The sequence below is a fragment of the Psychrobacillus sp. FSL W7-1493 genome, from assembly GCF_038004905.1.
GTDB lineage: Bacteria > Bacillota > Bacilli > Bacillales_A > Planococcaceae > Psychrobacillus.
Window position 1 is genome coordinate 2081783 of the sequence record NZ_JBBOSB010000001.1, and the last position, 20712, is coordinate 2102494.

The window sequence follows — 20712 nt, forward strand, 5'->3', positions numbered from 1 at the left end:
CATAAACAAAGCTAAAAAACTGTCACCAACTCCAATTTCAGCATCTATTTATGTTCTTAATAGCCATTTGAAAGTTCAATTGTTTATGTTTACAGTCACTATAAAAAAGAATTATTAGTCAAAACCAACCAATAACTTTAACAAAGCTAAGAATAACTAAATCTTAGACACAGTTGTTTAATGAAATCGACAATATAAAAGATAAGATTTGTACCATATAGTTTCGTATATTTTTGCTCTAGGTGGAAGCTTTTGGGTGTGTTATGATCTGTTATCTACTTAACTCCCTCGCTAGTTACCACCTACCTCTACAAACCTATATAAACGAAATGTTCATTCATAGTTGGGAGTTAACCAACCAAAAATGTTGTAGAGCTGCTCTTATTGAAATATCCATTCGTTATACTCGCCTCTTTTTTTCTGTAGCTGCCAATCCGTTTTTAAAAAGTAATTGTTAAATTCAGAAGCAACTGGGCAGAGAGCAAGAATAGGTGCAGCCTTTATAAAAAGTAACATTTTTTTTAAAATCCCTTTACCACGATGCTCTTTGCTTATAGCGAATTGATAAAGCGAGATAGTATTATTTGTTTTCTTTGGATAAAACCGCATCGCTCCAACTATTTCACCATCTACTACTGCTACAACCATTTGATTTCTTCTAATGGCTGCTTGTATGCCAAGAGGACACAAAAACTCAGCGGAGTATAGCTCGCTGCTAATAGGATTTAAATGCTCTATAAAAAAGGAATTTACTTTATGTATTTCAGTTGGTGAAGCCATTATTATCCTCATTCATTGCCCTCCCTTAAGAATTAATCCATGCTTGATATATTTCACCGATGATACCATCTAGCTGATGAACACCGAGATCCGCGTTTGTCATGATCACAGCACCTTTGTTTAAATATGGAAACGCCACCATCATACTTTGATAGCCTACACCCCACCCAAGTGATGTAATTTCTAGCTCATTCCCTACTTTATCAAGAAACACACTAAGTCCAGACCATTCTTTTCCTCCTTGGGAAGTAATCAATTCCTTAGCAACCGTTGAAGAAATGCCTGTTATGCTTTCTCCTTTTAGTGCATTCATTAGCTCTTGGACTAGCTTGGCAATATCTTTAGATGTAGACCATAATCCTGAAGCAGCTGAGTATGGATAGATCGTATATTTATCCTCTACTACGTCTCCGTGCTTGCTGTGACCACATGAAAAGGTTTCCTTACATATACTAGACGAACTAATAACATATTTACTATTTTCCATATTTAATGGTCGAAAAATGAATTTATCCATTACTTGAGGAAATGGCTTTTTTAGAACGTCTTCTATAATTTGCTGAATGATACAATATCCTGCATCTGAATAATGAAATTCACTTCCAGGTTCATATGTAACATTTATAGGGTAAGCATTGTAATGACTTTCTCCTTCCAAAAGTTTGATCATTGATGGGGCTCTATAATTTGAATTTAGCTCTGCAAAACTATTAACAGGATCTTTAATACCCGACTGATGGCTTAGTAAGTTCCGTAGTGTCACCGATTTTAGTTTTGTAAATTTATTTTCGGGTAAATCCAACTTACAAGTTTCTTATTTATATCTTCATCTAGGTTAATTTTCCCTAATTCGGTGAGCTTCATGACTAGCATTCCAGTTAAAAACTTGCTTATCGAACAAGCGTTAAAAAGTGTATCTTCTTTAATTTTTTTCTCACATCCCTTTTCTAAGGAGCCTTCATTGACACCCTCACTTATTTGCCCTTGAACAATAAATGTAATGCTTATACCAGGTACCTTATAAAATTTCATTCGCTCTGCCAGCTCAAAATCCTCTATTTTCATAAAATCCCCCCATTATTTAGATACTAACACGAATATACGTTCTTATAAAGAATATTTTGTTAATTCATACAAGAAAACGTAGGCACCTATGTCTGCCCCGACAGGCAAATGGAGAAAAGCGAGGAGGCAGTTACTCAGCCACCGGAGCTTTTATCCATTTGACCCCGAGGGGCAAGGCGATGGAGCTAGACATCAACAAAAGCGGATTCGCCTGTCACTGCCCCGACAGGCAAATGGAGAAAATGCGAGGAGGCAGTTTCTCAGCCACGGGAGCTTTTATCCATTTGACCCCGAGGGGTCAAGGCGATGAAGCTAGACATCAACAAAAGCGGATTCGCCTGTCACTGCCCCGACAGGCAAATGGAGAAAATGCGAGGAGGCAGTTTCTCAGCCACCGGAGCTTTTATCCATTTGACCCCGAGGGGCAAGGCGATGGAGCTAGACATCAATTTATCCACAGGTTCAGAATTTTATAATTTCCTAAACAACAAAAAAAGAACCTAAATCATTTAAGATTTAGGTTCTTTCATCTATTTATTAAGCTTCTAGCATTTTGTTACGTAATACCATTTGAAGGATACCACCATGACGGTAGTAATCTACCTCAACCTCTGAATCGAAACGAGCAAGCACGTTGAATTCTTTTACAGAACCATCTTCAGCTTTAGCAGTTACTTTCAGAATATCACGAGGTTTAACTCCCTCAGCAATGTTAATGCTGATTTCCTCTTTACCAGTTAATCCTAATGTTTCAGCATTTTCTCCTGGCAAGAAGTTAAGTGGTAGAACACCCATCATTACAAGATTTGAACGGTGAATACGCTCAAAGCTTTCTGTAATAACAGCTTTAATACCTAAAAGATTTGTTCCTTTTGCTGCCCAGTCACGAGATGATCCCATCCCGTAATCTTTTCCACCGATTACTACTAAACCAGTACCTTCTTCTTGGTACTTCATAGCAGCATCATAGATAGACATGATTTCGCCCGTTGGCCAGTAAGTAGTGTATCCACCTTCTGTACCAGGAGCAATTTGGTTACGGATACGGATATTAGCGAATGTACCACGCATCATTACTTCATGGTTACCACGACGTGAACCGTATGAGTTGAAATCACGAATTTCTACGCCATTTTCACGCAAGTATTTACCTGCTGGTGTATCTTTACCGATAGCACCTGCTGGAGAGATATGGTCAGTTGTAATAGAGTCACCGAATTTCGCAACTACGCGAAGTCCAGCAAGCGTTTCAATTGAACCTGGCTCCTTAGATAATCCTTGGAAGAATGGTGGGTTTTGAATGTAAGTTGATTTGTCATCAAATGAATACAATGATTCAGTTGAAGTTTCAATTGCATTCCATGCTTCGTTTTCATCAAATACGCGTGCATATTCTTTTTGGAATAGCTCACGAGTAACTACTTTAGAAAGCACTTGGTTAACTTCTTCTGTAGATGGCCAAATATCAGCAAAGAATACTTCGTTGCCATCTTGGTCTTTACCAAATGAATCTTTTTGTAAATCGATGTCAACAGTACCAGCAAGAGCATACGCAACAACTAATGGTGGTGAAGCTAAGTAGTTAGCTTTTACTAATGGATGTACACGGCCTTCAAAGTTACGGTTACCAGAAAGAACTGAAGTTACGAAAAGATCTTCGTCAATAATTGCTTTCTCGATTTCTGGCAATAATGGACCAGAGTTACCGATACATGTTGTACAACCGTATCCAACTGTGTTAAATCCGATTTCATCAAGGAATTTGTCTAGTCCTGAATCTTGTAAATAACCAGTAACAACCTTAGAACCTGGTGCTAATGAAGTTTTTACGTAAGCAGGAACTTTCAATCCTTTTTCTACTGCTTTTTTCGCAACTAAACCAGCTGCAAGCATTACATATGGGTTAGATGTGTTTGTACAAGAAGTGATTGCAGCAATAGCTACAGCACCAGTTGGCATAACAACATCTCTGTCTTCAAATTTAACAGTTGCAGATTTATCAAATTCTTTCTCTGGTAATCCGAAGCCTTGTGTACCTTGAGGAGCTACTACGCTTTCACGGTAACGAGATTTCATATCAGTAAGAGGAATTAAATCTTGTGGACGTTTTGGTCCTGAAAGGTTGGCTTGAATTTCTCCAAGGTCAATTTCAATTACATCTGTATAAACAGGCTCTAAAGCTGGATCAAAGAACATGTCGTTTGCTTTTAGGTAAGCTTCAACTACTTCGATATGCTCTTCTTCACGGCCAGTTAGACGTAAGTATTCAAGAGATTCTTCATCAATTGCGAAGTATCCACATGTTGCACCATATTCTGGAGCCATGTTAGCGATTGTTGCACGGTCAGCAAGTGGTAATTTAGATACACCAGGACCAAAGAACTCAACAAATTTACCAACAACACCGCGTTGACGAAGTACTTGAGTAACTTTAAGCGCTAAGTCAGTTGCAGTAGTTCCGTTTGGAAGATCTCCTACTAATTTTACTCCGATAACTTCTGGGATTGGGAAATAAGAAGGTTGACCAAGCATTCCTGCTTCAGCTTCGATACCTCCTACACCCCATCCAAGTACACCAAGACCATTAATCATAGTTGTATGTGAATCAGTACCTACTACTGAATCTGGGAATGTTTCTAGTGTTCCGTCAGCACTTTCGTTCACATGAACGATTGGTGCTAAGTACTCTAGGTTAACTTGGTGAACGATACCAGTTGCTGGAGGTACAGCACGGAAATTATCGTATGAAGTTTGTGCCCATTTCAAGAAATTGTAGCGTTCTGCATTACGTTCAAACTCAAGATCCATATTTGCTTGTAAAGCTGATGCCGTACCGTATTTATCTACTTGTACGGAGTGGTCGATAACAAGGTCAACTGGAATAGCAGGGTTGATTTTATCTGGATTTCCGCCCATTTCGTTCATCGCAGAACGTAATGCTGCTAAATCAACTACTACTGGTACTCCTGTGAAATCTTGTAGGACAACACGAGAAGGCTTAAATGGAACCTCTGCTTCTGGATCCGCATCTTTACCCCATTTTGCTAATTGTTCAACGTGCTCATCTTTAATTACATATCCATCATGTTGACGTAACACAGACTCTAGTAATACTTTAATTGAGTATGGTAGACGTGATACGTTTGCAATTCCTGCTTCTTCTAAAGCAGCTAAACGATAATAAGTATATTCTTTTCCATTTAGCGTGAAAGAAGTACGGCTATTGTGTAAGCTATCTTTTGCCATTTGTATTCCTCCTAATATCTATTGAAAAGACTCTATTCAAGTAACTTTTCTCCACCATTAATCATAACTTAACTCTAGCGATAAGTAAATTACATTAAAATTATTATAAGTAATAATTAATTCTTATGACCTTTTATCTTTTTAATTGTTTTCTCTAATTGCTTTAAATGTCTTTTTTCATGTAAACCAACGAATGGAAACCACTGCACAAGCGGTACCCTGCCAAATAAGGGATGCTTTAGTGACTTATCTTGAAAAACTTGATAATCATTATTAGCATATACTTTTAATAATTCCATTCTAGCTGCATGTAATTGACTTTTCATCACCTCTTTTGTCTCGTAATCGGGCTTCGGCACGGTATACTTTGGCGCCTTAACTTTGATCAAACGAAGGGTCGAAACCTGAATCGGCTTTTTTTTCGCATGCGGACTATTAGGATCAGCTAACTCCGACTTAATCCCTTTTACAATCGTATTCTCCATTTTGACTAAGTGTTCCATAATCTCTTTTGGTGACCAAGAGTTATTATCCGGTTTTCGATTGAACTCCTCCTCATTTAATGAATCTACAAGTCTAAAAAGCTCTGCACGTATTGTATTGTTTTTTTCAAGAAACATTATTTACCTCCACTACACTATGTTTTGTTTATATCTATTCTTATACCCACTATACAACCTTGCAATCTAATTTCTTTTCACTCTTTATACTTCGCTTAGTTTACTACTGGTATCTATGTACTTTTCAATAGATGAATTAATTGTTTCCCTTTCGTTTGATCGGATACTCTAGGTATTGGTATGCGATAAGGCAATCACCATGGAAACACAATCATTTAGTTTTTCTTATAATGGCGTGTTAATCGTTTTTTTGTTCCATAGTTGGGACCTTCTATAGAAGTCAGTAACCGATTATCCTAGTAATTCAGTTACATTATACTCTTAGAAAGTATATAGAGAAATATGATTATGTTATTTTAGCTTGTGTGTTTCTAAGTAAGTTATTAGTCTCAGAAGTAAATCAGTTGTCATGAATTTTACGGGAAAATAAAGACGGAATATTTAAATTTAAAAGCAAGAGGTTTAACGTCATCTCATGTTGGCTATACAAAGAGTGTAATCGAATTAATAAATATTTGAGGAGATGAAAGAAAATGGGACTAATTTTATACTTAATCATCGGTGGGATCATCGGTTGGCTAGCAGGACTAATTCTTGGTAAGGATATCCCTGGTGGAATTATAGGAAACATTGTAGCTGGTATCATTGGTGCTTGGATCGGTGGAATGATTTTCCCTGATATGGGACCAGTAATTTGGGACATGGCAATTATTCCAGCTTTAATCGGTGCTATTATCCTAGTTGCTATTTTAAGTTTAATCTTGAAAAGTATGCGTAAATAATTTTAATGAAGTTAACACGGATTTAAAAGGTTATTTTTGAAAAAGAGACTGCCCCAAATTTTGATTAATATCAAAAATTGGAGGCAGCCTCTTTTTTGTTGAATTTAAAAGCCTAAGGATCCTTAAAATAGTTTGTTTTGAACTTGAGCTGAAAGGTCGCTCTAATTAGTTCATAAAAAAACCTATTAAAAACTCCAAGGAATCTTTAATAGGTTTTAAATATGAATTTATTTACCTTCTTCAATCAATGTTTCCATATCAATTACAATTTCTTCTTTAGGTACATCTTCGAATCCGGTATAATTTTTCACTGCAATACCGTTTTGATCGATCAAATAAAAACGAGATCCATGAATTACTTGGTCATCGTTTGGATTATTTCGAACAAGCGCTTTAAACGATTGTTCCGCAAATTGGGAGATATATTCTTGAGAATATCCAGTTAAAAGCTCCCAGTTACTTTGATCAGGCACATCAAACATGTCCAAATATTCTTGTAATTTTTCCGGAGTATCAACCTCAGGGTCTACACTGAATCCCACAATCTTATAATCCTCTATACCCTTCTCCTTTAACATTCCTTGTATTTCTGCAAGATTAAATGTCATTGGCGGACAAATTGTTTCACAATTTGTAAAGATAAAAGTAGCCAACCAAACCGTTCCCTTTAAATCCTCTAAAGAAGTTTCTTCGCCTCGTTGATTGTCAAATTCAAATTCTTCTATTTCCCAGTTTGTTTGGGCTTTAAAGTCACTGCTTCCACAACCGGCTAGTACCAATAAGCTTATCATTATAATACCCAATAATTTTTTCATTGCATGACTCCTTTATAACATCCTAGCCTAATCTTAACCAATGTGGATATTACGTTCAACTACTCTGTCTTTTAGATTTCAACAGTTTTGTGTCTATACGTTGCTCAAGGATAACAGTGCATTTTTAATTTCTTCAAGCTTGCTCTCTACTCTGTGCATTAAATAGAATGACACAAAAATAGGGAAGCCTACATCTTGAATAACCGAAAGCCACTGGTCCATAGGGATAACCTCCTTTTCATCTTCTCCAAAAGTACAAGCGACTATAACACTATTTACTAGAAGATCCAAGCCACTCTCCAAACATTCTCTCTGCTTTTTTCCACTCTCCGCTTCAAATTTGAAAAGGTATTAAGAGCTGTTTTCTCTTAATACCCCCCTTACCCATGTTAGATTATTGAATTGACATTACGTTCAACAACTTTAGCACCTTTAATACCGCTCAAACTAAAGCTATCTACATGAAAAGTGTTGCTGTTAATGAGTGATTGCATCCCAGCTTCTATTTCCTCACGTGTCAGATTTTCACGAGGCTCGTCTACTGATAGGGTCAATTCCTTCCCATTAGCTGTTTCAAATTGAAGTTGTAATGTTTTAGCCATGTTTTACCCTCCCTATTTTTAGTTTAAATTAGATGTTTGTACTTTCTCAGCTATGATAAATGGACTTGCGGAAAAACCTGAGAGAATTATTACCGCAGCTTCTAATTGGTCTGCAGTAGCACTAGCCTTTACATTTCGATACGTTTTTGACTTTGTTTTTAACTTACCGTTTTCACCCATACCAGCTTCAAAAGTAATTCTTAATACGGAATGCTTGTGTTCTAAATTAGCCATCTGAATCACCTCCCTTCACTCTCTATATAGAAAGTTTTTACTCGAAAGGATACATTCATGATGAAAAATTATTTCAAACACCTTATACTAATAGATAGAAGAATGAGGTGAAGAGATTGTTAGAAGGATGGTTTATGTGGTTTATACTTTTTTGGGTTGTTGTCTTAGTGTCTTTGATGGGAATAGGCGGATTTTTCATGTTCCGAAAGTTCCTCAAATCGATGCCTAAAAGAGATGGTAAATCTGATCTCGACTGGGAAGAATATTATGTAGATAAAACTATACACCTATGGAACGATGAACAGAAAGCTTTGTTAAACGAGCTAGTTACTCCAGTACCTGATTTATTCAGACCTGTTGCAAAACAAAAAATAGCTGGGAAAATTGGAGAAATTGCTTTAAAAGAAAATGCCAAGGCTATCACACAGGAACTGTTGATACGTGGATATATCATCGCCACTCCTAAAAGAGATCATAAGTTTTTACGTAAGAAACTCAAGGAAATGGAAGTAGATGTTTCACCATTTGAAAAGTATTTTGCTTTGTCAGAGGATCGAAAAAAAACGAGCACCCCTTAAAAAGGATGCTCGTTTTTATATTGGCTGTTTTTGCATTTTCTTAAACTGTATGAACATTGCAATTCTCCAAGGGACAATCATCCCAAATGCTAAAATCCAAAACATTCCACTTAATGCTCCCACATCAATGGAAGAGCTAAGAGCAATTTTACCAACTAAACGAATGATTAAAAGCCCGATTAATATGAAGATGAATGCTTTTGACTGTTTCAGATAGATTTCTCCATCCTTATGTTCAAACTTAGACGTCCATATTAGAACGATAGAAAATAACATTCCTATTAACAAAGCTTCACCTATTTGCGCTAACGTTACTCGGAAGAAAGGAAATACAAACATTATTGCCCCGGTTGACATAAACAAAGGGGGTAATAAAATTTTTTTAGCACTTGCTGGTTTTTTTGCAGATTTTGCCCGTAAGGTTGTGACTAGAATTCCCATACCGAGCGCAATGACTGTTGAGACAATGATCATAACATTGGCCGGAATATTTTCTAACATTGGTATTCCCCATATCTTTTAGTTTCTTCATTTAATAGATTTAATATATGTCGGTTACATTACGTAACACGTTCACGAGTTGATCTGGATCAAACGGTTTGGTGATGAAATCCTTTGCACCGTACTCCAACGCATCGACAATAAGCTTTTGCTGCCCAAGTGCAGTGATCATTACTATCCTGGCTTCTGGAAATTCAGCAATAATATGCTTTACTGCTTCGATTCCTGTCATAGTTGGCATAGTAACATCCATTGTGACTACATCGGGTTTTAACTTTCTATATTGTTCGATAGCCTCGAGTCCATTAGAGGCTTCGCCCACTATCTCAAATGGATGATCATCTAGCATTCGTTTAATGGTTGTACGCATAAACACTGCATCATCCACTACTAAAACTGTCGGCATATCATTGCCTCCTTATTTAAAATCCAGTAAAGTCTCCAAAAATCGGGCTTAATATACGAATTATATAAGTTAATCCGTCGAAAAACAATAGAATACCTAATGCAATCATAATATAGCCACCGACTTTAACAATCAGATTACTATTTTTACGAATCCAGTTCAATCTAGTGATAAAGAAGGACAGAACAAAGAATGGGATTGCAAAGCCTAGAACATATGCAAGCATATACCAGACGCCTGAACCAGGATTAGATCCAGCTAGTAATAATACAGACGCTAGAATCGGACCGGTACAAGGCTGCCAGCCTGCTGCAAAAGCCATACCTATTAAAAAAGTCCCTAAGTATCCAGATGGTCTGTTTTTAAACTGTAATTTTTTTTCTTTCATTAAAAATTCCGGTTTAAAAACTCCAACGACTATTAATCCAAATACAATGATAAAAATTGCACCAACTTGACGGATTAAGTCATCATACTGGATAAAAAATGTACCAATTAACGATGTGGCAAACCCTAATGCGATAAATATAGCAGAGAAACCAAGCAAGAAAAATAATGTATGAAGCATACCTCTTTTTTGCATTAGCTTTTTATCTGTTTTAATTTCTTCTAGTGACATACCAGTTATATAAGATAAAAATGCAGGATACAACGGTAAAGTGCAAGGGGATATAAAGCTTAAAAACCCAGCACCGAACGCCAGTAGTAAGTTAAGATCTGTACTCACGGCAGTCTTCCTTTCCAAATTACTGTTCCTATCGTATCAAATTTCCTTTACTTTTACCCTATTAAAGCTTGTGACAGCTTTTTGAATTTTTTTATGCTATATCCTCGACTACCCCATTTTGAAGCAGGTACATTTTGTGATATAGGCCTTTCTCATTCAATAATTGCTGATGCGTACCTCTTTCTACTATTTCCCCATGGTGAAGAACGAGGATCAATTCTGCATCTTGAATAGTACTTAGACGATGCGCAATTGCAATAGTCGTTCTTCCTTTACGCATTTTTTCTAAGCTACTTTGGATGGCAACCTCAGTCTCAGTATCGATATTTGCAGTTGCTTCATCTAAAACAAGGATTTTAGGATTCGTTGCGATAGTTCTTGCAAACGCTATTAGCTGTCTTTGACCACTCGAGAACGTAGAACCTCTTTCCGACACCTTCTGCTTATATCCATTTGGTAACTTTTCAATAAACTTATCGGCTTGCACAAATTCAGCTGCTTCTCTCACTTCTTCGTCAGTCAAATTGTGACCATGAAGTCTTATGTTGCTCTCAATATCCCCATAAAAAAGGAATGGATCTTGTAGCACTAACCCCATCTTGTTTCGAATTTCAGCAGTCTGAAAATCTTTTACAGAGTGCCCGTCAATTTTTATATCTCCATGTTCAAATTCATAGAAACGCATAAGTAGATTTATAATTGAGCTTTTCCCGCTTCCAGTATGCCCTACTAATGCTACCGTTTGGCCAGGCTCAGCAGTAAATGAGATATTCTTTAAGACATTCGTTTTTCCATCATAGGAAAAAGTAACATTTTGAAACTCTATTTTCCCTTTATCAATCGTAGCTGTTTCCACATTTTTCTGTGTAGGAGCCAAATCACTCTCGTCTAACAGTTTAAATACCCTAGATGCAGCTACAATCGCTAATTGAAAAATCGATAACCTTTGCATCACCTGGTTAATTGGCTCAAAAAATCTATCTATATAAGTAACAAAAGCATAGATCACCCCAACCTCCACGATATTATCCATAGAAGTGACTCCAAAATAGCTGAGGAGAATAATAATTGCTAAAGCATATACCATATCGATTGCTGGTCGTAGTAACAGGCTGTCTAGCTTTATATTTCTTCTTCCAGCCTTCCAATGTGATTCATTGATTTCATTGAACTCATCCTGCAAACGATCTTCCTGTCTAAATGCTTGAATCATAGTCATCCCTTGTAAAGACTCTGCCAGCTTTGCATTCAACTGACTTAGTCGTTCCCTCAAGTCCTGGTATACTACCGAACTGTATCGACGGTAGGTAATGATGATTACAAACAAAATAGGCAATAAAATGGTAGTAATTAAAGCAAGCTTTACGTTCAGTAAGAACATAGCAATATAGACTCCAATAACTAGAAACCCACTTTGTACAAAGCCTACTAATACACTAACAAACATATCCTTGATGGCCTCGGTATCATTGGTAACCCTAGATACGATGCTACCTGCAGGAGTTTTATCAAAATAACGCATCCCTAGGCGATGAACTTTCGAAAAGACATCAATACGCATCTGTTGAATGATTTTTAATGCAATCTCTTGGAACTTTAACAATTGGAAGTAACTTACGAGAACATTTCCAATTTGGATAAATATATATCCCAATGCCAGACCAACGAGTGGTCCAGTAGGAAATTCTCTGGGTGTTAAATAATTATCCATAAACGTTTTTATTAGATATGGTCCAAGGATATCTCCAGTAACCGTTAATATTAATAAAAACAATGCAAAAGCAATCATTTTTTTATGTGGTTTTAAGTAGGTTAGCAGTCTTTTAAGAACTAGCCATTGGTCTTTCCCAGTCAGTGTTGGCTGTTTTTCATTCATCAGACATCCCTCCCTTTTTCCACAAGATTCTCTAATTGCTGTAACTGATACATTTCATAATACATCCCTTTTAGTTCCATTAGCTCTTCATGCGTCCCTTTTTCCTTAATAGTACCTTCATTCATCACAATAATTTGATGTGCATGTGCAATGGCACTTAAACGATGGGAAGTAATAATAGTCGTTTCATCTGTACGGCTTTTCTTCAATGATTCTAATATTGCTTCCTCTGTTCTCGCATCAACAGCTGAAAGAGAATCATCAAGTATTAGTAATTCTGGCTTCATCATCAAGGCACGTGCAATAGAAATACGCTGCTTCTGTCCACCTGATAACGATACTCCCCGCTCTCCTACTATCGTGTTATAGCCGTCCGTAAATTGAAGGATATCTTCGTGGATATTGGCCAATCTTGCTGCTTCATAGATTTCATCCATCGTTGCATCTGCATTTGCGAACGCTATATTTCCAGCAACTGTCGTAGAGAATAGGAAGTGATCTTGAGGAACATAACCAATCGCCTCTCTCAAAGCTCTCTTCTTATAGGCAACTATGGAATGGTCGCCATACATAATATTACCGCGATACCCCTCAAACTCTCTCATTAACAATTTTAAAATCGCTGTTTTCCCTGAGCCGGTCTTCCCTACAATTCCTAATGTTTCACCTTGCTTTAGGGTAAATTGGATATTGTGCAAAGCAACACGATCGTCACCAGTAAATTTGAAATCTTCAATATTAAATTGAATATCACCTTTAGGCTTAACGTCCAATGCTCCTACATGGTCATCGATTTCAATTTCTTCCTCTAATATATTTCTTATCCGATCATAGGAAGCTCTTCCACGCTCTACAATATTAAATAGATAGCCAAATGCTAGCATCGGCCAAACTAGTAATCCTAAATAGGAAGTAAAAGCAAATAGGTCTCCAATGCTCATCTCATCAGCTAATATAAAACGTGTTCCAAACACAATAGACAAGAAGAAACACATTCCCACGACTAAAGAAATCGTTGGGTCAAATAAAGAATCTACCTTGGCTACATGCATATTTTTAGCGACAACTTCTTTTGATAGATTAACAAAATCGTCTGTATCTTCTTTTTCTTGTCCGAATGTTTTAATGACTTTTACCCCGGAAATACTTTCTTGAGCTTTATCATTTAAACTAGAAAAAGCCTCCTGTGCAAAACGGAAACGTTGGTGGAGCAGTTTTCCATAATAACTAGTAGAAATGGCCATCAACGGTAATGGCAGTAAGGCAATGATTGTAAGCTTCCAGTTAATCGTAATTGCCATTGCAGCTATAACAAAGCCCCCCGTTGCCAAGGAATCCACCAAGGTTAAAACACCTGACCCAGCCGTCTGTTGCACTGCAGACAAATCGTTTGTCGCATGTGCCATAAGATCTCCAACCCGTTTTTTCTGGTAAAAGGAAGGAGCCATTTTGGTGAAATGATTAAATAGTTTTTCTCTCAATAACCTAGCGAGATAAATAGAAGAACCAAAAATCATAATACGCCAGTAATAACGTAGAACATACATCCCTATTGCTGCTAAAGCTAAAATAGTAAGCCATTTAAATAGAAACTCGTTAGTAAGTGTCCCCGCATGAATCTCGTCTACTACTAACCCAATAATTTTTGGTGGAAAAAGCTGCAAAAATGCAACAAATAGAAGCATTAAAACGCCAAATAAATATTGCTTTTTCCTTTGTTTAAAATACCAGCCCAACTCCAAGAATACTTTCACTATATTTCCCCCATATTACAAATTAAGACTTTACTAGTTTAGCAAATGTTTGAACATTACGAAAGATGGAAAAACAAAATAATTCGGAATCTGAAATATTTTATTAAATAATATCATTTGGGTTCGTACAAGAAATTATAATTATGATACATTTAATAAAAACACAGTGGAAGGCGGCATTAAAATGTTCGATGACAAGGTAGTAATCATTACTGGCGCAGCTCAGGGTATTGGCAGAGGAGTTGCGCAAGTATACGCAGAGAATGGTGCTCACGTGATTTTAGCTGATAACAATGAATCGCTTGGTAGACAAACGGAGGAATCTCTTTTACAGCAGGGGTACTCTTGTCTTTTTATAAAAACGGATGTCCGAGTGGAAAAAGACGTTATAAATTTAATGGAACAAACTTCTAAAGAATTCGGAACGATTGACATACTGATTAACAATGCAGGGAAATTTCAACCGAGCTCGCCTTACGACTTATCATTGGATGAGTGGGATGACGTCATTCATACAAATTTACGAAGCGTTTTCCTTTGTAGTCGTGAAGCAGCCAAAATTATGAGAAATAATGAATACGGTGGGTCCATCGTATCGATGGCTTCTACAAGAGCTTTTATGTCCGAGTCCAACTCCGAGTCCTATGCTGCTACTAAAGGCGGCATTATTTCGCTGACCCATTCCTTAGCAAGCTCATTGGCTAAGGACAATATTATAGTCAATTGTATATCTCCTGGATGGATTGAAACTGGAGACTATAACGACCTCCGGGAGGTAGACCATGCTCAGCATTTCTCGGGTCGTGTAGGAAAACCAAGTGATATCGCTAAGGCCTGTCTATATTTGACGGATCCTTCTAACAACTTTGTAACAGGCACAAATGTAACAATCGATGGTGGCATGACAAAAAAGATGATCTATGAGGCATGAGTCCCTCTTCTAAACTAATAAAATCCTTTCATTCTTTTACATAAGAGAGTGAAAGGATTTTTATCGTTTATGTTATTTGAGGATGACAATAGGTACTGACTTTACTATTAATTGTAGGTGCGTAAAGCTATTGTTCTGTAAAAGTTATTATGTATGGATTGCTTAGGGCTGATAGGGAATCAAAAATGTCCACCTATTAACGTATAATGAACGAACTCTAAATTTTCTCCATCTATGTAGAAGCCATTTTCCTTAGCTTGAACCTTTTGAAATCCATTTTTCTCTAAAACCTTTTGTGAAGCGATGTTATTAGCTGTGGTTTTAGCATTCACTTGATTAATTTCTTCCCATGAAATGGTTTGTAGCAACAATGCTACTGCTAGACTAGCAATCCCTTTCCCTGAGTGCTCTGCTCCAATTCTGTAGCCCAAATTGGCCTTTTTTTGTTGTTTATCAATATCTATTAAATTAATACGCCCTATTATAGATTTCCCTTCCTTGATGAGAAAAAAATAGGATTCTTCCCTTGCTTGTTCCTCTAACAAAGCAATATTCTTCCTCATAAATATTTCGTGGTGATAGTAACCTTCTCCCCTTGAAGGTACTGTCTGTTCAAAATAAGTCCTGTTTTTGGATTCAAAAAGATATAGCTCTTCTATGTCCTCCATCTTTAGCCTTTCAATACTAATATTCATTTAAAAACTCCCTCTCCCTGAAGACGAGCTATTAATTGCTTTGATTCTTATTCAACAACTGTATTCGCTCTTTTTCTTCCTGTTTATCAATGTATTCAAAAAAGCCAATTTGGTTTTCCCATGGATCCATAAAAGTGGCCCATTTAGCCCCAACTTCTTCCCTCGAGTGAATTTCGAAGTATTCTATATTAAGTTCCTTCATCACTCGGTCACGTTCTGCAACCAAATCCTTCACAGCTAAACGCAACGGACCACTCCCCTTTGCTGAAGTGCCTTCCGAAACCTGAAGCCAACAGCCTGAAATTATTTCCCATTCTACAAACCCATCATGAGGAATAAGATCTCCCTCTCTTTTTAATAATGTTTTATACCATTGATGACCTTTTGTGAAATCGGATACTCTTATTTGGACTGTCATTTCAAAAAACATTAGCATTCCTCCGTATTTAACTTGATTGTATGGACCCTCGTGTTTGCATCCTTCTTCATAAGTTTATAGTTGGACACACCTATTTTGGTTTGGTAGACAGGGTCTTTACTTCCCACCCACACAAGAACCGTTCCACCCCAGGATATTTTTCGCCAAGGCTCGAAACAGTAAACCCGTAACGCCGATAAAAACCTACCGATTCGCAGTCTGTTTCCGCGGTTAATCGATGAAGCCCTAACTCCTGCACGACATAATCTATCATTCTGCTTCCTAGTTTTTGTTTTCGACTATTCGGGGTAACTGCTATATGCTTTATTTCTGCATGATGTCTCTCTATCATTTCTATTCCTATACATGCAACATAGACGTCATTGGTTTGCCAGCCATAAAGCGTTCTTGTTTCTATTTGTTGATACAGATTATATTCTTCTCTTACTCTTTCGGTTGATGTGGCATGCTCTAGTAACTTAAAAATATGTACGTCTATTTGGTTTCCTACAATTTCATCCAATTAAACACCATCCCTACACGGTTATTACTCTAAAACGTACTGATGAAAGGTAGTTCACTGCATCCTATTAGATGTGTAAGTTTTGCTTTTTTGCATAATAACAAAGCAATTGATCCATGAAAGAACAGGCACCGCCAACAGCATAACGTTAAAACTATTTGTATTCTTCAAAAATTCTTTTGCGTCCATCTCATACAATATAGCTGCCACTATTCCTAATAAGCATGCATTTACTCCAAAACTCGTTAGCATCGCATGACGGCGCCCCCACTTTTTTGACACGAGCAAGGACAGGAAGGTTGTTACTATAAAGGTTATTAATATAATAATTGCAACAATAAAATACAAAACGTTCACCTCCATAGCTTTATATTCTTTTTGCATTAGCTAAATACCTCCTTCTCCCAATAGTTTTCCATTGCTTTTCTTCTCGAAATAACATAATTTATGAAATAATAGATTTATATTATTATGTAAAGGAATGAAGCAAATGACTGTCGAGAAAATTACAACGGAAGAAGCTTTAAAAAATGCTTTTAATATAAGAAAAAGTGTGTTTGTTGAAGAGCAGGGTGTTCCTTTAGAGGATGAATTTGATCAATTTGATCAGTTGGATGGGCAGTGCCAGCATATTTTAGTGTCCATCGATCATAAAGCAGTAGGTACGGGTCGTATTCGAGCGGTCGATGGAGTAGGAAAGCTAGAACGCATCTGCATTTTAGAGCCATTCCGTAAACTCGGATTAGGAAAAGTCATTATCCATTCCCTAGAGGAAATAGCGAAGGATATGAGTCTTTCTAAGGTTAAGCTTCACGGTCAAACGCACGCCGAGGGCTTCTACGTGAAACTTGGTTATCACACAGCCTCCGATGCTTTCATGGAGGATGGTATTCCCCACCTTTTAATGACCAAACACTTAAATTAATTTAACTATTCTAAAAATAAAAAATTTATGCTACAATACGATTAAATCTGTTTGGAGAAAGGATACAAACTCTTATGCCAACATTTACTTTGTAATGGATCAACTAAATTGGATAGCACTTTTCCTGATTATTTTAACCAAGGGATTAGTCTGCCCATCTACCATTACAAAGGAACAAGAGCAAACCAGTAGTTTCGTATGCTTTTAGGGATCCTTTTGGGGTCTCTTTTTTGTTGTACAAATTAATAACGATTCTACCAATGTCCAAACGGATGCAATTGTTCCTTTATCTTATATGAGGTGAAGGAAATGACCGTTATACGTCATGATTGGGAAATTCTAAAGAAGCAAACAGTTCGTTCAGAGATAAAGCATTGCAAAATGTGTGGGAAAAACTCTACGTTTACCGACACTAATATACGAAGACATAATTCTAATGGGAAGCATATATACCGATTTGCTATTTACAAATGCGAAAAAAACCACACTTGGAATAAAAAGCTAGACATTTATAAAGCTTTTCGTAAACATGAGAGGGTTTATGGACGAGAGCCTGTATATCAAAAAAGCATTTTGACAGAAATACCCGTTCATCTTTATCTAGAAAATCGAGTATCGGAAGTTCATATAATGATTAAGTCTATAGAAGGGGTGTATCGTATTGACTCTCTTCTTTCTCAACAAATACCTGATTGGAGTAGGACTGTTGTCGTTGATAAAATAAAAAGCGGTTCTATTTTGGTAAATGACCAATGCATTAAGCCAAGTATGAAAGTAATGCCTCATGACACTATTATGATTAAGCTAGACTAAAATAATGGTTCTAGTATGTAAAAAAGGAGGCTTGTGACCAACGTCCAAGTCCTCCCTTTTTTATTTCTTATGTCCTCCAAGTAGGCCCGCCCGCTTAACAGCAGTGCCAGCTTCCGTATAGGAAACTGCACGTAAAACAGCGGTTGAACCATACTTGTTTCGAAGATAATCCATCGTTTTCCCAAGCTTTCGTTCCTTCCACTTCCCTTCCTCAAAAAGGCTTAGCTGCATCGAGTTCTCTGGCTCTAGATTGGTGATCGAAATGGATAGTTTCCTTACCGGGCTGCGGTCGTAAAAGTCATCAAAAATTTGCTCGCACATTTTATAGATTTTCATGGTCGCATTCGTTGGTTCATCTATAGAGCGTGAACGATTGAATCCACCACCAAAAACTTCCTTACTATAACCGACCGATAGATGAATAGTGCGTCCAACCATATTAGCTTCTCTTGTTCTTCTGGCCACGTCCTCACACATTTCCAGTATGACTGCCATTACTTCTTTTTTCGTTCGATAGTCGCGAAACAATACTTGACCCTTTCCATAGCTTATCTGACCATCTACAATGGGTGCTCCCAGTTCCGAGAGATCTATCCCCCAGGCATGGTGGTACAGCTGATTTCCCATCACCCCAAATTTTTCCTCCAGTAGATCCAAGGAAGTGTTTGCGAGCTGCCCTACATTGAAAATCCCCATATTATTTAACGTTTTTTCCAATCGTGATCCTATCCCCCACATTTCACTTAACGGGGAAACAGGCCACAGCTTTTTAGGGATGTCTTTATACGTCCATTTGGCAAAGCCAGTTTTTTTTGCCTCCAAATCAAGTGCCAGCTTTGCCACAAGCATATTCGGCCCCAACCCCACTGCACATGGAAGCTGAAACTGATAATGCAGGCCATCCTGAATACGTTTGACTGTACGCTCAATTGGTCCCCAAAGCTTTTCGGTTCCCCCTAAATCAGCAAAGCATTCATCCACGCTGTACACATGAATAGATTCACTTGGGACAAACTGATTTAAATAACGTGTTATCTCCATTGAAACCCGAACAAAAAACTCCATTTTCGGCTCTAGTAGATGGATGGAAGGATCGTCTGGTATTTCAAATAATCTGGACCCCGTTTTAACACCAAACCTTTTTTTCATCGGAGGTGAAGCAGCAAGCACAATACTTCCCTTCTGCTCCAAGTTTCCAATAACCGCAATAGGCGTATTCATCACATCAAGCCCCGCCTCTGCCGCAGCACAGCTTGCAAAAAAGCTTCGGATGTCTATACAAATAATGCTTCGATCTTCTAAGCCCTCATACATAAAAGCTTCTCCTCCCAAAAGAAACATTTGTTCCTCTTAGTATAATACAAACGTACGTTCTTATTCAATGGTAATGTAGACCATTGGAGGAGTTGTATCGGACTGGCTGACATTTGCTCGGATGGCCATTTTAAATTTAAAAACTCGTTACAATTACAGGTTTACTTGTGAGGTGCAAACGTAAAATCACCGTCTTAAAAACACAGTATTTCACAAAATAAATCACAGTATATTTCGCAGATAAAAAAGGTTGCAACAAAAGTTTCTTCAAAATACAATATAGCTGTTTTCCGCTCCGGCGGGCGCTTTCTGCGGTGCACGATTTTAATCTCCTCACGTCGCTTTGCTCCAAACAATGAGAACAGAGAAATAATTTTTAATTAGAAATCAGTTATCTTTAAAAAAGTAAAGACGTGAAATCAAGTTGCTGATCTCACATCTTTTAATTTATTGACTAGTTATGTCACAGATCTTTTCTATCTATTTTAACGAACGCCCCGTTAGTCGATTTATTACAAAATAATTTCTTCCCCGATACTTATAGCACGAAAAGGATTTCTTTCCTTTGATTTTAACGATTCAATAAAGTCTGGAGTTAAATCCTCTTTGTTAATAATTATTGTTGTAGAACCAGATACTAAACCGTTTAAAAAAATGGGTTCAACAGATTCGGGATTCTTAAGTCGCTGATAAAAAAAACTGTCTAAAACAATAGTTGCATAACTAAAATCACCTGTATAATTAATGAATTGAAAGTTAACTTCAAAAATAAGGTCATCATTGTTTTCCTCTATCTCATAGGTGAACCTTTTTACTTCTGCACTTTTATTAGGAAATAAAATCCACACTAAGCACAATAAAAAAATCACAGATATAATGAAAATTAGTACTTTGTTTCTTTTCAAAAATTCCCCTCCATTTTATTAACCTGCCCGGTTAGCGCAAGGACACCCTTTTACAATCTTTCCAGATCCGTAATATCATTTTAACATAAATATCCATTATCCTAAGTGTGTAATTCACCTACTAATCCCCCAAAATTAAAACAGTAAAAACGCACTGTGAATTACATTTTGAATTCAAGTGCGTTTTACTATGTTTGCGCCT

At 37.1% G+C, this 20712-nt stretch carries 26 protein-coding genes; 6 read left to right on the forward strand and 20 right to left on the reverse strand.

The genetic code is table 11. The features are described 5' to 3' along the window. Window positions 1-381: 381 nt before the first annotated feature. Genes MKX96_RS10550 through MKX96_RS10560 form a run of 3 tightly spaced genes read right to left on the reverse strand, consistent with a single transcriptional unit; the run spans window position 382 to window position 1845 of the window. Window positions 382-792 (reverse strand): GNAT family N-acetyltransferase, encoded by a 411-nt coding sequence (locus MKX96_RS10550; RefSeq protein ID WP_340883570.1) that lies wholly within the window; start codon window positions 790-792, stop codon window positions 382-384. Window positions 793-805: 13 nt separating this feature from the next. Then, the gene (locus MKX96_RS10555; RefSeq protein ID WP_340885986.1) at window positions 806-1543 is read right to left on the reverse strand and encodes a serine hydrolase domain-containing protein; all 738 of its coding nucleotides are present in this window, start codon (window positions 1541-1543) and stop codon (window positions 806-808) included. Window positions 1544-1548: 5 nt separating this feature from the next. Further along, window positions 1549-1845 (reverse strand): serine hydrolase domain-containing protein, encoded by a 297-nt coding sequence (locus MKX96_RS10560; protein WP_340883571.1) that lies wholly within the window; start codon window positions 1843-1845, stop codon window positions 1549-1551. A 306-nt stretch (window positions 1846-2151) separates the two neighbouring features. Here MKX96_RS10560 and MKX96_RS10565 point away from each other — a divergent pair, with 306 nt between their 5' ends. Beyond that, window positions 2152-2349 carry a hypothetical protein gene (locus MKX96_RS10565; protein WP_340883572.1) on the forward strand — a complete coding sequence of 66 codons (198 nt, stop codon included), beginning with the start codon at window positions 2152-2154 and terminating at the stop codon, window positions 2347-2349. A 33-nt stretch (window positions 2350-2382) separates the two neighbouring features. Here the strand turns inward: MKX96_RS10565 and acnA are convergent, their stop codons facing one another. Together acnA and MKX96_RS10575 are read right to left on the reverse strand one after the other, a co-directional pair. Beyond that, window positions 2383-5091, reverse strand: coding sequence for an aconitate hydratase AcnA (acnA, locus tag MKX96_RS10570; protein ID WP_340883573.1), 2709 nt, complete (start codon window positions 5089-5091; stop codon window positions 2383-2385). Between the two features lie 116 nt (window positions 5092-5207). After that, the gene (locus MKX96_RS10575; RefSeq protein ID WP_340883574.1) at window positions 5208-5711 is read right to left on the reverse strand and encodes a DinB family protein; all 504 of its coding nucleotides are present in this window, start codon (window positions 5709-5711) and stop codon (window positions 5208-5210) included. A gap of 533 nt (window positions 5712-6244) precedes the next feature. On the opposite strand from MKX96_RS10575, the gene MKX96_RS10580 reads away from it, so the two are divergent. Then, the gene (locus MKX96_RS10580) at window positions 6245-6493 is read left to right on the forward strand and encodes a GlsB/YeaQ/YmgE family stress response membrane protein (RefSeq protein WP_340883575.1); all 249 of its coding nucleotides are present in this window, start codon (window positions 6245-6247) and stop codon (window positions 6491-6493) included. 227 nt (window positions 6494-6720) lie between these two features. Here MKX96_RS10580 and MKX96_RS10585 read toward each other — a convergent pair whose 3' ends face one another. From MKX96_RS10585 to MKX96_RS10600, 4 genes are all read right to left on the reverse strand, one after another. Then, window positions 6721-7308, reverse strand: a complete 588-nt coding sequence (locus MKX96_RS10585; protein WP_340883576.1) for an SCO family protein — start codon at window positions 7306-7308, stop codon at window positions 6721-6723. Window positions 7309-7401: 93 nt separating this feature from the next. After that, the gene (locus MKX96_RS10590) at window positions 7402-7530 is read right to left on the reverse strand and encodes a YvrJ family protein (protein ID WP_169359197.1); all 129 of its coding nucleotides are present in this window, start codon (window positions 7528-7530) and stop codon (window positions 7402-7404) included. A gap of 167 nt (window positions 7531-7697) precedes the next feature. Continuing rightward, window positions 7698-7910 (reverse strand): DUF2922 domain-containing protein, encoded by a 213-nt coding sequence (locus MKX96_RS10595; RefSeq protein WP_340883579.1) that lies wholly within the window; start codon window positions 7908-7910, stop codon window positions 7698-7700. Between the two features lie 18 nt (window positions 7911-7928). Then, window positions 7929-8144: a DUF1659 domain-containing protein gene (locus MKX96_RS10600; RefSeq protein ID WP_340883581.1), complete on the reverse strand. Its 216-nt coding sequence runs from the start codon at window positions 8142-8144 to the stop codon at window positions 7929-7931. Between the two features lie 134 nt (window positions 8145-8278). Between MKX96_RS10600 and MKX96_RS10605 the strand changes: the two genes are divergently transcribed. Beyond that, window positions 8279-8722 (forward strand): DUF2621 domain-containing protein, encoded by a 444-nt coding sequence (locus tag MKX96_RS10605; RefSeq protein ID WP_169359200.1) that lies wholly within the window; start codon window positions 8279-8281, stop codon window positions 8720-8722. Window positions 8723-8737: 15 nt separating this feature from the next. Here the strand turns inward: MKX96_RS10605 and MKX96_RS10610 are convergent, their stop codons facing one another. The 5 genes from MKX96_RS10610 to MKX96_RS10630 all read right to left on the reverse strand — a co-directional run bounded on the left by MKX96_RS10610 (window position 8738) and on the right by MKX96_RS10630 (window position 13986). Then, window positions 8738-9223 (reverse strand): CcdC family protein, encoded by a 486-nt coding sequence (locus tag MKX96_RS10610; RefSeq protein WP_340883584.1) that lies wholly within the window; start codon window positions 9221-9223, stop codon window positions 8738-8740. Window positions 9224-9263: 40 nt separating this feature from the next. Continuing rightward, window positions 9264-9629, reverse strand: a complete 366-nt coding sequence (locus MKX96_RS10615; protein WP_340883585.1) for a response regulator — start codon at window positions 9627-9629, stop codon at window positions 9264-9266. Between the two features lie 16 nt (window positions 9630-9645). Continuing rightward, on the reverse strand, window positions 9646-10356 hold the full coding sequence (locus MKX96_RS10620; protein ID WP_340883586.1) for a cytochrome c biogenesis CcdA family protein: 711 nt from the start codon (window positions 10354-10356) through the stop codon (window positions 9646-9648). A 91-nt stretch (window positions 10357-10447) separates the two neighbouring features. Beyond that, complete coding sequence (locus MKX96_RS10625) at window positions 10448-12232, reverse strand: ABC transporter ATP-binding protein (RefSeq protein ID WP_340883587.1); 1785 nt, start codon at window positions 12230-12232, stop codon at window positions 10448-10450. Then, window positions 12232-13986 (reverse strand): ABC transporter transmembrane domain-containing protein, encoded by a 1755-nt coding sequence (locus MKX96_RS10630; protein ID WP_340883588.1) that lies wholly within the window; start codon window positions 13984-13986, stop codon window positions 12232-12234. Before MKX96_RS10630 ends, MKX96_RS10625 begins: the two co-directional genes overlap by 1 nt. Before the next feature lie 184 nt (window positions 13987-14170). On the opposite strand from MKX96_RS10630, the gene MKX96_RS10635 reads away from it, so the two are divergent. Further along, window positions 14171-14917 carry an SDR family NAD(P)-dependent oxidoreductase gene (locus MKX96_RS10635; RefSeq protein WP_340883589.1) on the forward strand — a complete coding sequence of 249 codons (747 nt, stop codon included), beginning with the start codon at window positions 14171-14173 and terminating at the stop codon, window positions 14915-14917. Between the two features lie 179 nt (window positions 14918-15096). Here the strand turns inward: MKX96_RS10635 and MKX96_RS10640 are convergent, their stop codons facing one another. The 4 genes from MKX96_RS10640 to MKX96_RS10655 all read right to left on the reverse strand — a co-directional run bounded on the left by MKX96_RS10640 (window position 15097) and on the right by MKX96_RS10655 (window position 16937). Then, the gene (locus tag MKX96_RS10640; RefSeq protein ID WP_340883590.1) at window positions 15097-15612 is read right to left on the reverse strand and encodes a GNAT family N-acetyltransferase; all 516 of its coding nucleotides are present in this window, start codon (window positions 15610-15612) and stop codon (window positions 15097-15099) included. Window positions 15613-15643: 31 nt separating this feature from the next. Next, window positions 15644-16042, reverse strand: coding sequence for a VOC family protein (locus MKX96_RS10645; RefSeq protein WP_340883592.1), 399 nt, complete (start codon window positions 16040-16042; stop codon window positions 15644-15646). A 79-nt stretch (window positions 16043-16121) separates the two neighbouring features. Further along, entirely contained in the window at window positions 16122-16553 is a 432-nt protein-coding gene (locus MKX96_RS10650; RefSeq protein WP_340883593.1) for a GNAT family N-acetyltransferase, read from the reverse strand. A gap of 54 nt (window positions 16554-16607) precedes the next feature. Further along, on the reverse strand, window positions 16608-16937 hold the full coding sequence (locus MKX96_RS10655; protein ID WP_340883594.1) for an MFS transporter: 330 nt from the start codon (window positions 16935-16937) through the stop codon (window positions 16608-16610). A 106-nt stretch (window positions 16938-17043) separates the two neighbouring features. Here MKX96_RS10655 and MKX96_RS10660 point away from each other — a divergent pair, with 106 nt between their 5' ends. Both MKX96_RS10660 and MKX96_RS10665 read left to right on the forward strand, forming a co-directional pair. Further along, window positions 17044-17478, forward strand: coding sequence for a GNAT family N-acetyltransferase (locus MKX96_RS10660; protein ID WP_340883595.1), 435 nt, complete (start codon window positions 17044-17046; stop codon window positions 17476-17478). Window positions 17479-17787: 309 nt separating this feature from the next. Continuing rightward, window positions 17788-18291: a cytoplasmic protein gene (locus MKX96_RS10665; RefSeq protein WP_340883596.1), complete on the forward strand. Its 504-nt coding sequence runs from the start codon at window positions 17788-17790 to the stop codon at window positions 18289-18291. A gap of 60 nt (window positions 18292-18351) precedes the next feature. On the opposite strand, the gene MKX96_RS10670 is transcribed toward MKX96_RS10665, so the two are convergent. Continuing rightward, window positions 18352-19605 carry a Y-family DNA polymerase gene (locus MKX96_RS10670; RefSeq protein WP_340883597.1) on the reverse strand — a complete coding sequence of 418 codons (1254 nt, stop codon included), beginning with the start codon at window positions 19603-19605 and terminating at the stop codon, window positions 18352-18354. Between the two features lie 512 nt (window positions 19606-20117). Next, window positions 20118-20510, reverse strand: coding sequence for a hypothetical protein (locus MKX96_RS10675; protein WP_340883599.1), 393 nt, complete (start codon window positions 20508-20510; stop codon window positions 20118-20120). Window positions 20511-20712: the final 202 nt, after the last annotated feature.

Excerpts from the sequence above, each read along its gene's own strand:
- MKX96_RS10580 (WP_340883575.1), top strand. The coding sequence starts at position 6,245 with ATGGGACTAATTTTATACTTAATCATCGGTGGGATCATCGGTTGGCTA.
- acnA (WP_340883573.1), bottom strand. The coding sequence starts at position 5,091 with ATGGCAAAAGATAGCTTACACAATAGCCGTACTTCTTTCACGCTAAAT.
- MKX96_RS10665 (WP_340883596.1), top strand. The coding sequence starts at position 17,788 with ATGACCGTTATACGTCATGATTGGGAAATTCTAAAGAAGCAAACAGTT.
- MKX96_RS10660 (WP_340883595.1), top strand. The coding sequence starts at position 17,044 with ATGACTGTCGAGAAAATTACAACGGAAGAAGCTTTAAAAAATGCTTTT.
- MKX96_RS10590 (WP_169359197.1), bottom strand. The coding sequence starts at position 7,530 with ATGGACCAGTGGCTTTCGGTTATTCAAGATGTAGGCTTCCCTATTTTT.
- MKX96_RS10550 (WP_340883570.1), bottom strand. The coding sequence starts at position 792 with ATGAGGATAATAATGGCTTCACCAACTGAAATACATAAAGTAAATTCC.
- MKX96_RS10605 (WP_169359200.1), top strand. The coding sequence starts at position 8,279 with ATGTGGTTTATACTTTTTTGGGTTGTTGTCTTAGTGTCTTTGATGGGA.
- MKX96_RS10615 (WP_340883585.1), bottom strand. The coding sequence starts at position 9,629 with ATGCCGACAGTTTTAGTAGTGGATGATGCAGTGTTTATGCGTACAACC.
- MKX96_RS10560 (WP_340883571.1), bottom strand. The coding sequence starts at position 1,845 with ATGAAAATAGAGGATTTTGAGCTGGCAGAGCGAATGAAATTTTATAAG.
- MKX96_RS10595 (WP_340883579.1), bottom strand. The coding sequence starts at position 7,910 with ATGGCTAAAACATTACAACTTCAATTTGAAACAGCTAATGGGAAGGAA.
- MKX96_RS10600 (WP_340883581.1), bottom strand. The coding sequence starts at position 8,144 with ATGGCTAATTTAGAACACAAGCATTCCGTATTAAGAATTACTTTTGAA.
- MKX96_RS10640 (WP_340883590.1), bottom strand. The coding sequence starts at position 15,612 with ATGAATATTAGTATTGAAAGGCTAAAGATGGAGGACATAGAAGAGCTA.
- MKX96_RS10655 (WP_340883594.1), bottom strand. The coding sequence starts at position 16,937 with ATGCAAAAAGAATATAAAGCTATGGAGGTGAACGTTTTGTATTTTATT.
- MKX96_RS10670 (WP_340883597.1), bottom strand. The coding sequence starts at position 19,605 with ATGTATGAGGGCTTAGAAGATCGAAGCATTATTTGTATAGACATCCGA.
- MKX96_RS10645 (WP_340883592.1), bottom strand. The coding sequence starts at position 16,042 with ATGTTTTTTGAAATGACAGTCCAAATAAGAGTATCCGATTTCACAAAA.
- MKX96_RS10575 (WP_340883574.1), bottom strand. The coding sequence starts at position 5,711 with ATGTTTCTTGAAAAAAACAATACAATACGTGCAGAGCTTTTTAGACTT.
- MKX96_RS10565 (WP_340883572.1), top strand. The coding sequence starts at position 2,152 with ATGAAGCTAGACATCAACAAAAGCGGATTCGCCTGTCACTGCCCCGAC.
- MKX96_RS10585 (WP_340883576.1), bottom strand. The coding sequence starts at position 7,308 with ATGAAAAAATTATTGGGTATTATAATGATAAGCTTATTGGTACTAGCC.
- MKX96_RS10625 (WP_340883587.1), bottom strand. The coding sequence starts at position 12,232 with ATGAATGAAAAACAGCCAACACTGACTGGGAAAGACCAATGGCTAGTT.
- MKX96_RS10635 (WP_340883589.1), top strand. The coding sequence starts at position 14,171 with ATGTTCGATGACAAGGTAGTAATCATTACTGGCGCAGCTCAGGGTATT.
- MKX96_RS10610 (WP_340883584.1), bottom strand. The coding sequence starts at position 9,223 with ATGTTAGAAAATATTCCGGCCAATGTTATGATCATTGTCTCAACAGTC.